10 protein-coding genes are annotated in these 13392 nt (G+C 73.9%); 7 read left to right on the top strand and 3 right to left on the bottom strand.

What is annotated here, in order from left to right; translation table 11 throughout:
* The first annotated feature begins 80 nt into the window (after positions 1-80).
* From ACSNOK_RS22295 to ACSNOK_RS22285, 3 genes are all read left to right on the top strand, one after another.
* The gene (locus tag ACSNOK_RS22295) at positions 81-950 is read left to right on the top strand and encodes an NTP transferase domain-containing protein (RefSeq protein WP_436782516.1); all 870 of its coding nucleotides are present in this window, start codon (positions 81-83) and stop codon (positions 948-950) included.
* Between the two features lie 1391 nt (positions 951-2341).
* Positions 2342-3715, top strand: a complete 1374-nt coding sequence (locus tag ACSNOK_RS22290; protein ID WP_436782517.1) for a molybdopterin molybdotransferase MoeA — start codon at positions 2342-2344, stop codon at positions 3713-3715.
* Between the two features lie 94 nt (positions 3716-3809).
* The gene (locus ACSNOK_RS22285) at positions 3810-4400 is read left to right on the top strand and encodes a hypothetical protein (protein ID WP_436782515.1); all 591 of its coding nucleotides are present in this window, start codon (positions 3810-3812) and stop codon (positions 4398-4400) included.
* 83 nt (positions 4401-4483) lie between these two features.
* Here ACSNOK_RS22285 and ACSNOK_RS22280 read toward each other — a convergent pair whose 3' ends face one another.
* The gene (locus ACSNOK_RS22280) at positions 4484-5650 is read right to left on the bottom strand and encodes a potassium channel family protein (protein ID WP_436782514.1); all 1167 of its coding nucleotides are present in this window, start codon (positions 5648-5650) and stop codon (positions 4484-4486) included.
* 89 nt (positions 5651-5739) lie between these two features.
* Between ACSNOK_RS22280 and ACSNOK_RS22275 the strand changes: the two genes are divergently transcribed.
* The 3 genes from ACSNOK_RS22275 to ACSNOK_RS22265 all read left to right on the top strand — a co-directional run bounded on the left by ACSNOK_RS22275 (position 5740) and on the right by ACSNOK_RS22265 (position 8480).
* The gene (locus tag ACSNOK_RS22275; RefSeq protein ID WP_436782513.1) at positions 5740-6720 is read left to right on the top strand and encodes an NAD(P)H-quinone oxidoreductase; all 981 of its coding nucleotides are present in this window, start codon (positions 5740-5742) and stop codon (positions 6718-6720) included.
* A gap of 340 nt (positions 6721-7060) precedes the next feature.
* Positions 7061-7765, top strand: a complete 705-nt coding sequence (locus ACSNOK_RS22270; protein ID WP_436782512.1) for a hypothetical protein — start codon at positions 7061-7063, stop codon at positions 7763-7765.
* Between the two features lie 154 nt (positions 7766-7919).
* Entirely contained in the window at positions 7920-8480 is a 561-nt protein-coding gene (locus ACSNOK_RS22265; RefSeq protein WP_436782511.1) for a bacterial proteasome activator family protein, read from the top strand.
* 167 nt (positions 8481-8647) lie between these two features.
* Here ACSNOK_RS22265 and ACSNOK_RS22260 read toward each other — a convergent pair whose 3' ends face one another.
* The gene (locus tag ACSNOK_RS22260) at positions 8648-10402 is read right to left on the bottom strand and encodes a protein kinase domain-containing protein (protein WP_436782510.1); all 1755 of its coding nucleotides are present in this window, start codon (positions 10400-10402) and stop codon (positions 8648-8650) included.
* Between the two features lie 383 nt (positions 10403-10785).
* Between ACSNOK_RS22260 and ACSNOK_RS22255 the strand changes: the two genes are divergently transcribed.
* Entirely contained in the window at positions 10786-12495 is a 1710-nt protein-coding gene (locus ACSNOK_RS22255; protein WP_436782509.1) for a protein kinase domain-containing protein, read from the top strand.
* 59 nt (positions 12496-12554) lie between these two features.
* Here the strand turns inward: ACSNOK_RS22255 and ACSNOK_RS22250 are convergent.
* Positions 12555-13392 (bottom strand): phosphotransferase (locus ACSNOK_RS22250; protein WP_436782508.1); only part of this gene is annotated, 838 nt, incomplete at its 5' end.

Below are 13392 nucleotides of genomic sequence, written 5' to 3'. Positions count from 1 at the left end.
GTGCTTGAACCGCCGTGCGCACCGGCGGGCCGGGGGAGGTGGGCGGAACGCTTCCTTCCCTGCGGGCGCATACTGCGGGGGTGACGGACACGGTTTTCGACGCGGTCGTACTCGCCGGGGGAGCCGCCCGGCGGCTGGGCGGGGCGGACAAGCCCGCCGTGAGGGTCGGCGGGCGCTCCTTGCTCGACCGCGTGCTCGGGGCGTGCGCCGGCGCACGCGCCACCGTGGTCGTAGGGCCCCGGCGGCCCACGGTCCGGCCGGTCACCTGGGCGCGCGAACAGCCGCCCGGCGGCGGCCCGCTGGCGGCCCTGGCCGCCGGGCTTCGGCACACCTTGGCGGAGGTCGTCCTCGTCCTCTCCGCCGACCTGCCGTTCCTCGACGCCGGGACGCTGCGCGCCCTTCGCGAGGCCGCGCTCGACGGCGGCGAGGGAGCGGTCCTGACCGACGCCGACGGGCGTGACCAGCCGCTCGTCGCCGCGTACCGCGTGGGACCCGTCCGCCGTGAACTCGCCCGGCTGGCCACGGAACACGGGGACCTTGCCGGCCTTCCCGTACGGATGCTCACCCAGGGGCTGTCCCTGACCCGGCTGCCCCGCCACGCCGCGGCGTTCGACTGCGACACCTGGGAGGACATCGCCACGGCCCGCGCCCGGATCAGGGACGATGGGACCGTGCTCGATGAATGGATCGCCGCGGTCAAGGCAGAACTCGGCATGGAACTCGAGGTCGACAGAACGCTCCTGCTCGACCTGGCCCGTGATGCCGCACATGGTGTCGCCCGGCCGGCCGCCCCTCTGACCACCTTCCTCGTCGGTTACGCGGCCGCCAAGCGCGGTGGCGGGCCGGAAGCGGTCGCGCAAGCCGCCCGTGAGGCGGCCGCTCTGGCCGAGCGGTGGGCGGCGGAGCAGGGCGGCTCCCCGGCCGGTACCCCCGCGGGACCTCCCTCATGAGGGATCGCGACGCGGACGCGGCGGCGCTGGAGCGCGCCACGGACGAGGCCTTGGCCCTGCTCTCCGGCGACCATGGCGGCGAACCCGAACGGCGGGTGGCGCCTGTGGAGGGCGGATTCCTGCCTTTCGACGAGCATCAGGGTGACCCTCTCGGGGATCCGTTCGAGGGTGGGGCTACGGGAGCGGGTACGGGAGGAGCCGTGCCGGCCGGGGGTTTTTCCGGGGCCTCCTCCGAGGGACCTTCCCAGGGTCGCTCCGCCGAGAAGTGGCCCTCGGGGAGCGCGCACGAGGGCGGCGGTGAACGAACCGGCACCGCTGCCGGCACCCGGTCACCGGCCGTTCCGGGGGCCCGTGACGCCCGAGTCCCCGGCGGGCGCCCGGCAGGACCGGAACGGGCAGGACGAGGCGAACGGCCGGCCGACGAGGCGCTGATGGATGTCTGGAGGTCGATCCGCGAGGTCGCCGGTGCGGACGAGCCTTCGCGTGTCCGAGATGCCGTAGGGGCAGGGATGCGTTCGACCGGAGACATCGCGGGCGCCCAGGCCGCCGGCGAGCCGGGCGGTGAATCACGGGGCGGTGAATCACGGGGCGGTGAGGCGCTGACGGACGTCTGGCGGTCGATCCGCGACATGACCGACGGCGCCGACGACGAGGGCCCGCCTCCCCGGCCCGTGCGCGCGTCCGCGCGGAAGAGCGACGGTCCCGGTGAATCCGGCGGCCCGGGCACCGACGGCGGCGAGGGTCTCACCGATGTCTGGCGGTCCGTACGGGAGGCTGCCGTCGCCGACGGGCCCGCGCGCGCTCGCGACGGTGACGGGCGGGGACGCCGCCCGGCGGACCGCAGCCCGGTGGACCCGGCACGGGCGGCGGACGCCGGGCCGGGGGCTGGGGACGGCAGGGCACGGACGGCCGGGGAGCGGCATCGCCCCGATGACGTCGGGGATTTGACCGACATTTGGCAGTCGGTTTGTGAGGTCACCGTCGGTACGGACGACGGCGGGCGTCACCCGGACGGCGGTACGGGCAAGAGCGAGAGGGCCGACGGTATCGACGGTGCCGGGACGGGGCCCGAGGCCTCCGACGCCGCCAACACGGACCCTGCCGCCTCCGACGCCGCTGAGGACCCCGAGGACGCGGAAACGGAGCGGGTCGCGACTCGGGGCGGCACCCGTAAGCAACCCGGGCCCCCCAAGTCCCCTAGGGGCGGCAAGTCCCCTAAGGGTGCCCGGACGCCCCGGAACTCCGACCCTTCCGTCATCGAGGAGAAAGAGGCGGCGGCGGTGGGCACGCCCGGCCGTCCCGACACCGTCGCCGCGACACCCGGAAACGGCGACCGCGACGAGAGCTCCGGCGCGAGTGGGCACGGCACCCCGGCCGGCGAGGACGACGCGGTGGAAGCCGCAGCCGGCGCCGCGACCGACGGCGGGGACGGAGTCGTAAACGAGTGCCGCGCGGAAGAAACCGTCCCCGCGACGGGCCCCTCCGGCCCCCTCGACCAGGCCGGACCCGGCCCCGTCCACCCCGCCCGCCTCGGGCCCGGCCACAGCCGGCCCGCGTCAGGGCCGCCCCGGCGGCCGACCCCCTGGGCCACCGCCGGCGGCATCGCGGCCGGGGCCGCCGAGCCCCTGCCCGCCCGCACCCGGCCGCTGGCCGAGGCGGTCGGGGGAACGCTCGCCGCGCCGCTCACCGCGCTGACGGACCTGCCGTCGTTCGACACCGCGGCGATGGACGGCTGGGCGGTGGCGGGCCCGGGCCCCTGGCGCCTGCCGGAGGACGCCGGCCACGGCATCCTCGCCGGTCACTCCGGGGACGAGCCCCTGCGCGACGGGCACGCCGTGCCGATCGCGACGGGCGCCCGTATACCGGCCGGGGCTACGGCCGTCCTGCGCTCCGAACACGGCCGCGCGAGCGGCAACGAACTGCACCCGACCCGCCGGACCGCCCAGGGCCAGGACATCCGCCCGCGCGGCCAGGAGTGCCGCCGGGACGACGAACTGCTGCCCGCGGGCACGCTGGTCACCCCGGCGGTCCTCGGCCTCGCCGCGGCCGCGGGCCACGACGGGCTGTCCGTGACCGCGCGCCCGCGCGTGCTGGTCGTCGTCCTCGGTGACGAACTCGTCCACGAAGGACTGCCGCAGGACGGCCGTATCAGGGACGCCCTGGGGCCCATGCTCGAACCCTGGCTCCGTTCCCTAGGGGCCGAGACGACGGGCACGCTGCGGCTGGGGGACGACGCCGACGCGCTGCACGACGCGCTCGCCGGCACCGACGCCGACCTGGTGATCACCACCGGCGGCACGGCCTCCGGCCCCCGCGATCACCTGCACCCCACCCTGCGCCGTCTCGACGCCGAGCTGCTGGTGGACGGTGTCGCCGTCCGGCCCGGGCACCCCATGCTGCTCGCCCGGCTCACCCCCGAGCGGCACCTCGTCGGCCTCCCCGGCAACCCCCTGGCGGCGGTCGCGGGCCTGATCACGCTCGCCGAGCCCCTGTTGCGCGGTCTCTCCGGCCGCGCCGCGCCGTCGCTCCGCCGCGCCCTGCTCACCGGGCCCGTGCCGAGCCACCCGTCCGACACCCGCCTGGTGCCGGTCGTGCTGCGCGGCGGCGACGGAGCGCGTCCGCTGCGTTTCCACGGTCCGGCGATGCTGCGGGGGCTGGCCGCCGCCGACGCCATGGCGGTGATCCCGCCGGGCGGGAACACGGCCCGGGGCCGGGTGGCCCTCCTCGACCTGCCGTGGACGGCGACGGGGGGCGGGGTCGGATGAGAGGCGGTGGCGCGGGGTCGCGACACCCGCCCCGGACCCGTAGGGGCAGGGTCGTCAGCCCTGACGCGCCTGTCCCACCCGTTACGGTCCGGGCATGACAGGTTCAGCGCTGCCGCTCCTCTTCCTCGACGTCGACGGCCCCCTCATCCCCTTCGGCGCGACGGACCGGCAACTCCCAGGCGGTTACCCCACTTACCTCAGCCCTTGGATCGCGCCGGGGACGACGGGCGACGGGGGCAACCCCCTGATCGCCCGGATCGATCCCGCCCTCGGCCCCCGGCTCGCCGCCCTGCCGTACGAACTGGTGTGGGCGACGACCTGGATGTCCGACGCCAACGACTGTGTCGCCCCCTGGCTGGGGCTGCCCCCGCTTCCCGTAGTGGTCCGGCCGGAGCCGACGGACGAGCCGGACCCATCGGAGACGCCGGACGAGGTGGGCGTGGTCGCCGTCGGAGCCCCCGCCCGACGGGCCGTACCGCACTGGAAGACCCGGGCTCTCGTCGAGTGGGCGGACGGCCGCCCCTTCGCCTGGGTCGACGACGAGATCGGCGACGCCGACCGCCGCTGGGTACGGGCCCATCACCCCGTAGGGGCCCTCCTCCACCGGGTCGACCCCCTAAGGGGCTTGAGGGACGGGGACTTCGCCGCGCTCGACGCGTGGTCGCGGAGCACCCGTTCGACGTGAGCGGCAGGGGAGACGGAACGCCGTACGACGTGGCCCTCCGCACCCTCCGCCCGCATCCTCCGTTCCCGTCCGCCCTCCCCGCCCTACTCCGCCGCCCCCGCGGCCTGCCGGATGGTGATCACTCGGTCGGTCAGACGGAGCGGGTTCGCTTCCGGATCGGTGAAGTTCAGGAGGCGGTGGCCCCGGACGACGGCGACGACGAGGTCGGCGCAGTCGCGCGGCGAGCGTCCCGCCTCGGCCTTGGTGACCGGACGGTCGACCACGTCCAGGCCGGTCCCGTAGGTCAGGAGGTCCTCCATGACGGTGCCGACGTAGGGGCTCACCATCGACATGCCGAGCATGCGCCCCGCCGAACTGGAGCTCGTCACCACCGTGTTCGCACCACTCTGCCGCAGCAGCGGGACGTTCTCGTCCTCGCGTACGGCGACGACGATCGTGGCCCGCTTGTTGAGCTGACGGGCCGTCAGGGTGACGAGCGCGGCGGTGTCGTCCCGTTCGGTGGTGATCACCACGTGGGAGGCGTTCTGGAGTTCGGCCCGGAGCAGGGTGTCGGAGCGGGTGCCGTCGCCGACGACGCCCACGATCCCGTCGCAGGCGGCCGCGTCCACGGCCTTCTTCTGCGGGTCGACGACGACGATCCGGTCCTTCGGGCGGCCCTGGCCGATCAGCGTCTCGATGGTGTGCCGGCCCTTGGTGCCGTAACCGATGACGACGGTGTGGTCGCGCATCCGGGACCTCCAACGGTGTATGCGGACCTGGTGGCGCGTCCGCTCGGTCAGCACTTCCAGCGTGGTGCCGACCAGAATGATCAGGAACAGCACCCTCAGCGGGGTGACGACGAAGATGTTCGTCAGCCGGGCCGCGTCGCTCACCGGCGTGATGTCGCCGTAGCCGGTGGTCGACAGGGTGACGGTGGCGTAGTACGCGGCGTCGACGAAGCCGACCCGGCCGCCCGCGTTGTCGTGGTAGCCGTCGCCGTCCAGCCACACCACGAGTGTCGTCAGCACCAGCACCATCAGGGCCATCACCAGCCGCCGCAGCACTTGTTGCAGGGGCGCGGTGACGTGCTGGACGGGCAGCACGATGGAACGGCCCGCCTCGGCGTCCTCGGCCTCCGCCCGGGTACGGCGCCAGAGCGACTTGAGGAGGAGCCTGCCACCCCTGTGGTGGTCGGGGATGTCCGGGGTATCGGGGAAGCGGCTGCCGCCGGTCATCCGGTTCCGGGGCGCGGAGGACGGTGGATTCGGCACCCGCCCATGATCCCTGATACCGGCTCGGGGTGTGGCACTTACGTGGCCGTCCCTAGGGGGGCCGGGCATGCGAGGAGTAGCCTCGCGCCATGTATGCGATCACCATTCCCGAGCCCGGCGGACCCGACGCGCTCGTCTGGTCCGAGGTCCCCGATCCCGTGCCGGATGAGGGGGAAGTGCTGGTCGAGGTCGTCGCGACGGCCGTGAACCGCGCCGACGTGGTACAGCGTCAGGGCTTCTACGACCCGCCGCCCGGCGCCTCCCCGTACCCGGGCCTGGAGTGCTCCGGCCGGATCACGGCCCTCGGCCCGGGGGTGAGCGGCTGGGCGGTCGGCGACGAGGTCTGCGCGCTGCTCGCCGGCGGCGGTTACGCGGAGAAGGTCGCCGTCCCCGTCGGCCAGTTGCTGCCCGTGCCCGACGGGCTGGACGTCGTGACGGCCGCCGCCCTGCCCGAGGTCACCGCGACGGTCTGGTCGAACGTGTTCATGCTCGCCCACCTGCGGCCCGGCGAGACGCTGCTCGTACACGGCGGCGGCAGCGGCATCGGCACCATGGCCGTCCAGCTCGCCAAGGCGGTCGGGGCGCGGGTCGCGGTCACCGTCGGGAGCCGGGAGAAGCTGGAGCGCTGCCGCGAGCTGGGCGCCGACATCCTCGTCGACTACCGGGAGCAGGACTTCGTCGAGGAGATCCACAAGGTGACGGGCGGTGCCGGAGCCGACGTCGTCCTCGACATCATGGGCGCCAAGTACCTGAACCGGAACATCGACGTCCTGGCCCTCAACGGCCGTCTGACCATCATCGGTCTGCAGGGCGGCCGGAAGGCCGAGCTCGATCTCGGCAAGCTGCTGACCAAGCGGGCCGCCGTCATGGGGACCACGCTCCGCTCCCGGCCGCTCGCCGAGAAGGCGGCCATCATGGCGGCCGTCCGCGAGCACGTCTGGCCGCTCGTCTCGGGCGGCCGGGTCCGCCCCGTCGTCGACCGGACGATGCCGCTGCGGGACGCGGCCGAGGCGCACCGGGTCGTCGAGGAGAGCTCACACGTGGGGAAGGTGCTCCTGACCACCGGCTGAGGCCTGCCCGGACGGGCTGTGACGGCGGCGGCACCAGCGGCGCCGGCGGACCGGCGGCACCGGGGACGTCGCCGCCGCCGTCACCCGTCCGGCCGCCCGGCGTGCCCGGGTGGTGCGGGCGTGTGACGGTGGACGGGTGATCGCTTCGATGGCCGACATGCTTCCGGCTGTCCGGGCGCGGCTGCCCCGGGGGCTTTGCTCGTCCCCGCCGCCTCGCGCGTCCCGAACATCCCAGGCGTATCGAACGTCCCGGGCGCCCTGGGCTTCCTCGGCCTTCGGGGAATCGTCCGGGGCTACGCGCGATGCTTCGTACGGTGCTTCGGGCGGGGTGTCGTCCCGCGTGGCCGGGCGCCGGGTCGGTACGGCGTTCCTGGCCGGCGTGGCGCTGACGGCCGTTCTCGCCGGATCGTCCGACGTGGCACGGGCCGAGGGCGCCCCACCCGTGCCGTCCGTGACCTTGGCACCACCGCAACCCCTCGCCCCGCCGGTGCCTCTCGTCCCGCCGCCGCTCCCCCTGGAAGCGCCGGTACCCGGTGCGACGCTGCTCCCCCTCACACCCCAAGTGCCGCTGCCGTCCCTGGCGGCGGCGCCCAGGCCGCCCGGGCCGCTTCCTTCCCTCGCGACGCCTCCGGCCCTGGCGCCACCCGCGCTTCCTCGCCCTCAGCCCCCTCCTGGCCCCCCTTCCACTGCGGCGAGCCCGCCCGCCACCGACGCCGGGCGCCTCGCCGGAACCGTCGCGGGTCAGGGGCGCCCGCACCCCGGACGCGCCCCTGACACCACCGACGACCCTTCCGGGCCGACACCGGACCCCTACGGGTCCGGGGCCGCCGACCCGGACGCCCGTCTGCGGCCCGAACCCGCCTGGACTCCGGCACGGATCGTCCCGGAACGTCCTCCGGAGGCCGCACCGGCCCGGGCCGACGGCGGGACCGGCCGGACGGCCCCCGACGAGGAGCCCGTGATGCGCGTCCTGCCCCTGGGGACCGGCATGACCCTCACCGGCCTGGGCCTGGGCTTCCTGGCCCTGCGGCTACGGCGGCGCTGACCAGCCCGGCTGTCGTCCGTACGTCCGTACGTCCGTACGTCCGTACGTCCGTCTTCGGGCCCGGCCGGGCGTGACCGTGGCGGCGCGCGCCGGTGGATCAGACGCGTACGGGGGCATCACCAGGGGGAAATCATCTGTGCGAGAGAATGGCGGCATGGATATGCCGAGGAACGAACGGTCGCAGGAGAGCCCGCACATCCTGGTCGTAGGCCCGGACGGCATGGCTCTCGGCAGCACCAGCCCCGGCGGCGGGGCGGGTGACGACGAGTCGCGCGAGGTCCCCGTGACGGAGCAGGTCGAACAGCCCGCGAAGGTCATGCGCATCGGAAGCATGATCAAGCAGTTGCTGGAGGAAGTACGCGCCGCGCCCCTGGACGAGGCGAGCCGGGTCCGGCTCAAGGAGATCCACCACAGCTCCGTCAAGGAACTGGAAGACGGGCTCGCCCCCGAGCTCGTGGAGGAACTGGAGCGTCTGTCGCTCCCGTTCACCGATGACAACATCCCCACCGAGGCCGAACTCCGCATCGCCCAGGCCCAGCTGGTCGGCTGGCTGGAGGGCCTCTTCCACGGCATCCAGACGGCGCTGTTCGCCCAGCAGATGGCGGCGCGCGCCCAGTTGGAGCAGATGCGCCGGGCTCTCCCGGCCGGCATCGGCGACGACGAGGGCGACGGCGGCCGTCCGCAGCAGGGGGCGCGTTCGGGCCCGTACCTGTGATCCCGTAGGGGACGCGTCACCCGTAAGGGGAGCGGAGGAGCCAGGGGCCGGTTGCCGTCACGCGGCAGCCGGCCCTCGGCTTTCCCGCGGGGCCCGGGTCGCCCGGCGGTGCTCAGGCCGCGCTCAGGCCGCGCGCTCAGTACGTGCTCAGGCCGTGCCCGCCGTCGTCAGGACGCCGGGTCGCCCGTCGAGACCGTGATGACGATCGTGGTCGTCTTCGGGTCGAACGCGTCGTACTTCTGCGGGCTCTGCATCACGACGGTGCCCTTGCCGAAGACGTTCTCGTTCTGCTTGTCCTCGCGGTACTTCCAGTGCGCGTCCTGGAAGCACTTCTTCACCGAATCGACGTGGAGGAAGCTGACGTCCGGCATGCTCTTCTTCGTCTTGTCCAGGAAGCTGTCGCGCGCCTGAGTGCACTTCTCGGGCTCGATGACCCGCGACTTGTCGCCTTCCTTGTGCTGCTTCGCGGTGGTCGTCCCACCGTCGCTGCCGTCGCTGCCACTGCTGCCGCCGCTGCCACTGCCGCCGCCGGAGCCCCCGGACCCACCGGTGCCGCCCCCGGCCGAACCGCCGCCGGAGCCCCCCACCGGGGCGGCGGACCGGGGCGTCTCCACGACCGGGCCGTCGGCCTTGGCCGGCTCGTCGTCGCCCTTGTCCTTGAAGGAGACGACCGCGATCACGGCGATGACCGCCAGCGCGGCGACGATCGCCGACCCGATGATGACCGGCTTGTTGCCCCTGCCACCGGACCGGGCGGCGGGAGCGGGCGCCGGAGCGGCCTGGTACGGCGGCGGCGTCTGGTACGCCGGGGACGGGGACGGGGCCGGCGTGGGAACGGCGCCCGGGGCGGGCGTCGGGTAACCGGAGTTGTACCCCCCGTAGGGGTTCGGCTGATGCGGCGCCTGGTACGGCGTCTGGACGGACTGCATGCCCGGGCCGGGCACCGCCTGCTGGTCCACCGGCGGGAAGACCGCCGAGGAGACCCCCGCGCCGCTGCCCGGCGCCGGCGCGTCGCCGGCGATCATCGGGGAGCCCGCCGTGCGCGCCGTACCGGCCACCCGCGCGCACTCGTCCCGCATGGCGGCGGCGCTCGGGAAGCGCTCGTTCGGGTTCTTCTTCAGCGCCCGGGCCACCAGGGCGTCCACCGCAGGCGGGATCGAGCGGTTGATCGTGGAGGGCGCGACCGGCTCCTCCTGGACGTGCGCGTAGGCGATGGCCAGCGGCGAGTCCGCGTCGAAGGGCAGCCGGCCGGTCAGCAGCTCGAAGAGCATGATGCCGACCGAATACAGGTCGGAGCGGGCGTCCACGCCGCGGCCCAGGGCCTGCTCGGGAGAGAGGTACTGCGGGGTGCCGACGACCATGCCCGTCTGCGTCATCGAGGTGACCCCGGACTGCATGGCACGGGCGATGCCGAAGTCCATGACCTTGACCACATCACGCTTGGTCATCATCACGTTGCCGGGCTTGATGTCCCGGTGGACCAGGCCCATCTCGTGGCTGACCTCGAGCGCGGCCAGCACGTCGGCCGTGATCTTCAGAGCCTTCTCGGTGGGCATGGCGCCGTACCGGGCCACGTCCGCGTCGAGGACGGAGCGCAGCGGCTTGCCCTCGATGTACTCCATGACGATGTACGGCATCGTCGAGCCGTCCAGCTCGTCCTCGCCGGTGTCGAAGACGGAGACGATGTTGGTGTGCGTGAGCTTGGCCACGGCCTGCGCCTCGCGGCGGAACCGCTCGCGGAAGGACGCTTCCCGGCCGAGTTCCGTATGGAGGGTCTTGACGGCGACCTGGCGGTCGAGCACCGAGTCGTACGCGAGGTGCACGGAGGCCATGCCGCCCTCGCCGAGCAGGTCGCGCAGCTGGTAGCGGCCGCCGCCGACGGCCCGTCCCGCGTAGCGGCCCTGTGCGCCGTCCTGGCTCATGGTCTTGCTTCCCCCTCGGCGCCGACCGGCGTCGGTCGGTGACGCGACACCCGGGCCGGGCCCGGCTCATAGGTTGGATCCGGCCGGATCCCGTCCGGCCGGACACGTATCACGGACACGTATCCCGGCCAAGTGTGCCGCAGGCCAGGGGCACGTCAAGCCGCGTGCCCGTTCCGTGACCGGATGCGCGACAAGCCGTCACGGAATTTGCCTTGCCCGGGCCGCTGCGGGTTTGATTGCCCGTCCATCCCCGACCGGCGCGCGTCGCGGAACCTGTAGCGTGCCTTATCGGAAGACTGCATTGCTCCGCGTACGGCTCAGCAGCGTGAGCACTGCCCCAAGGCTTGGCCCCCGCGAGCGGCCAGACACGACGGCGAGGACTGATGGCACAGACGCAGAGCGCCCAGGGTCCGTCCGACCCTGACGCCAACGGGGGCGGAATGCCCGATGTGCCGGAAATGTGGGGTAATGGCGGCATGGTCGGCGACGGCCGCTACCGCCTCACCCACCGGCTCGGCCGCGGCGGCATGGCCGAGGTCTTCGCCGCCGAGGACGTGCGCCTCGGCCGCACCGTGGCCGTCAAGCTGCTCCGCGCCGACCTGGCCGAGGACCCGGTCTCCAAGGCCCGCTTCACCCGCGAGGCACAGTCCGTCGCCGGGCTGAACCACCACGCCGTCGTGGCCGTCTACGACTCCGGCGAGGACATCGTCGGCCGCCAGACCGTGCCGTACATCGTCATGGAACTGGTTGAAGGCCGCACCATCCGGGACCTGTTGCTCAACGCGGAGGCGCCGCCGCCCGAGCAGGCGCTCATCATCGTCTCCGGCGTGCTCGACGCGCTCGCGTACAGCCACCAGCACGGCATCGTGCACCGCGACATCAAGCCCGCCAACGTCATCATCACCAACAACGGCGCCGTCAAGGTGATGGACTTCGGCATCGCCCGCGCCCTGCACGGCGCCGCGTCCACCATGACCCAGACCGGCATGGTCATGGGCACCCCCCAGTACCTGTCGCCGGAGCAGGCCCTCGGCAAGACCGTCGACGCCCGGTCCGACCTCTACGCGACCGGCTGCATGCTGTACGAACTGCTGGCGCTCCGCCCGCCGTTCACCGGCGAGACGCCGCTTTCGGTCGTCTACCAGCACGTTCAGGACAATCCCGTCCCGCCGTCGCAGGTGCTCGACTCCGTCCCGCCGGAGCTCGACGGGCTCGTCATGCGCTCCCTGGCCAAGGACCCGGACGACCGGTTCCAGAGCGCCGAGGAGATGCGCTCGCTGGTCCAGTACAGCCTCCAGATGCTGCACGAGGCCGGCGGCCACACCGGCTCCTGGGACACCGGGCAGATCCCGGCCGCCGCGGCCACCCAGGTCCTGGGCGGCGCCGGCCTCGGCCAGACGACGGCCATGGCGCGCCCGCAGCACGGCGACACCTCGCCGCAGCGGATCCTGCCCCAGGGCACGGGCGGCGGCGACGGCGACGACGACTACGCGCCGGGCGGGCACGGGCGGGGTGGCGGGAGCAGCCGCAACAAAATCATCGTCATCGTCGCACTGGTGGCGGCGGTGGTGGTCGCCGTGGCGGCGTACGCGATGATTCCCAAGGACAAGGGCGAGAAGGGCGGGAAGACGGACCCGACGAAGAAGCCCAGCCACTCCGCGCCGCAGACCCCCGAGCCCACCGGCTCCTCCTCGACCCCCAAGCACGAGAAGCCGTCCGAACCCAACACGGGGACCGGTACGTCGGGCGACACCTCCGACGAGGACGACAACTACGGCAGCACCGGCGGTTCGAGGCACCGGTACACGAACCCGCCGTCCACGGACCCGACCAAGGAGCCGTCGACCGAGCCGACCGGCAACAAGCCGACCGGCGACGACAAGCCGGGCACGTCCCAGGGCACCTCGCAGGGGACCAGTCAGGGCACGTCTCAGGGCACCTCGCAGGGGACCAGTCAGGGCACCTCCCAGGGCACGTCTCAGGGCACCAGCCAGGGGAACACCACCGAGGGCACGACGCAGGGCACCTCCCAGGGGGCCAACCAGGGCACATCCCAGGGAAGCAACACCACAGAGGGCGGTACGACCCCCTGACGCCACGAGGCGGGGCTTCGGCCCCGCCTCTTCGCGTAGTCCGGGCGGCCGGGGCCGGCTCAGTCCGTGAACGCGTCCCGTACGTCCTCGTACGCGCCCGTCCACCACACCGCCAATGCCGCCGATGCCGGGAAGCCGGGGTCGGCGCGGTGGTCGCCGAGCTGGTAGCGCCAGCGGAGCATCCAGAAGTCGTTGAGCCGCTCCCACCACACGCGGTGCACCGCCGCGGCGAGCTCCTCGGGGCCGGCGCCGGTGGTGCGCCGGTAGGCGCGGGCGTACGGCCGTATCTTCGCGAAGTCGAGGGTGCCGTCGGGGCGCAGGAAGAAGATCACGGCGGCGCGGACGGCCTCCTCCGCGCGGGGGCGGACGCCGAGGCGGTCCCAGTCGACGATCGCGGCGGGCTCGGCGTCCCGGTACAGCAGGTTGAGCGGGTGGAAGTCGCCGTGCACCCAGCCGCGCGCCGGGGTCGCGGCCGGGGGCGGGCGGCGGTGCGCGTGCCGTTCCAGCAGGGCCCGGCGTTCGACGAGGCGGTGTTCGGCCAGTTCGTCGAAGGAGTCGCGGGGGCGCCGGCGGACCAGGACGAGCAGTTCCTCGATCAGCGCGTAGGTGTCCTCGGGGTCGGCCGCCACGTCCAGGGTGTCAGGGGTCCCGCCCAGCGCGTCAGGGGCGTGCGCCATGCCCTCAGGGGCGCCCTGACGGCTCTCAGGGGCGCTCTCGGGGATCCGGCACGCCGGTGCGCCCGGGGCCGGCCCCCTGAGGCCCGTAGAGCGTCTTCCCGGGGTGCCGGGGAGCCCGCCGTCGGCCGCTTCCGCGAGGCCGCCGGGCGCGAGCGCCGTCCGCGCCGCGAACCGGGCGCCCGGGCCGCTCCCGTAGCCGCCCCTGAGCCCCGTCCAGGCC

Origin of the sequence: Streptomyces sp. URMC 126 (genome assembly GCF_051386555.1) — a bacterium.
Taxonomy (GTDB): domain Bacteria; phylum Actinomycetota; class Actinomycetes; order Streptomycetales; family Streptomycetaceae; genus Streptomyces.
The sequence above is the reverse complement of the archived record's forward strand: the minus strand, read 5'-3'. Positions and strand labels throughout refer to the sequence as shown.

What these genes read in the sequence shown, in the direction of transcription:
- ACSNOK_RS22285 (WP_436782515.1), top strand. Translation starts at nt 3,810, where the DNA reads ATGACAGGTTCAGCGCTGCCGCTCCTCTTCCTCGACGTCGACGGCCCC.
- ACSNOK_RS22275 (WP_436782513.1), top strand. Translation starts at nt 5,740, where the DNA reads ATGTATGCGATCACCATTCCCGAGCCCGGCGGACCCGACGCGCTCGTC.
- ACSNOK_RS22265 (WP_436782511.1), top strand. Translation starts at nt 7,920, where the DNA reads ATGGATATGCCGAGGAACGAACGGTCGCAGGAGAGCCCGCACATCCTG.
- ACSNOK_RS22260 (WP_436782510.1), bottom strand. Translation starts at nt 10,402, where the DNA reads ATGAGCCAGGACGGCGCACAGGGCCGCTACGCGGGACGGGCCGTCGGC.
- ACSNOK_RS22255 (WP_436782509.1), top strand. Translation starts at nt 10,786, where the DNA reads ATGGCACAGACGCAGAGCGCCCAGGGTCCGTCCGACCCTGACGCCAAC.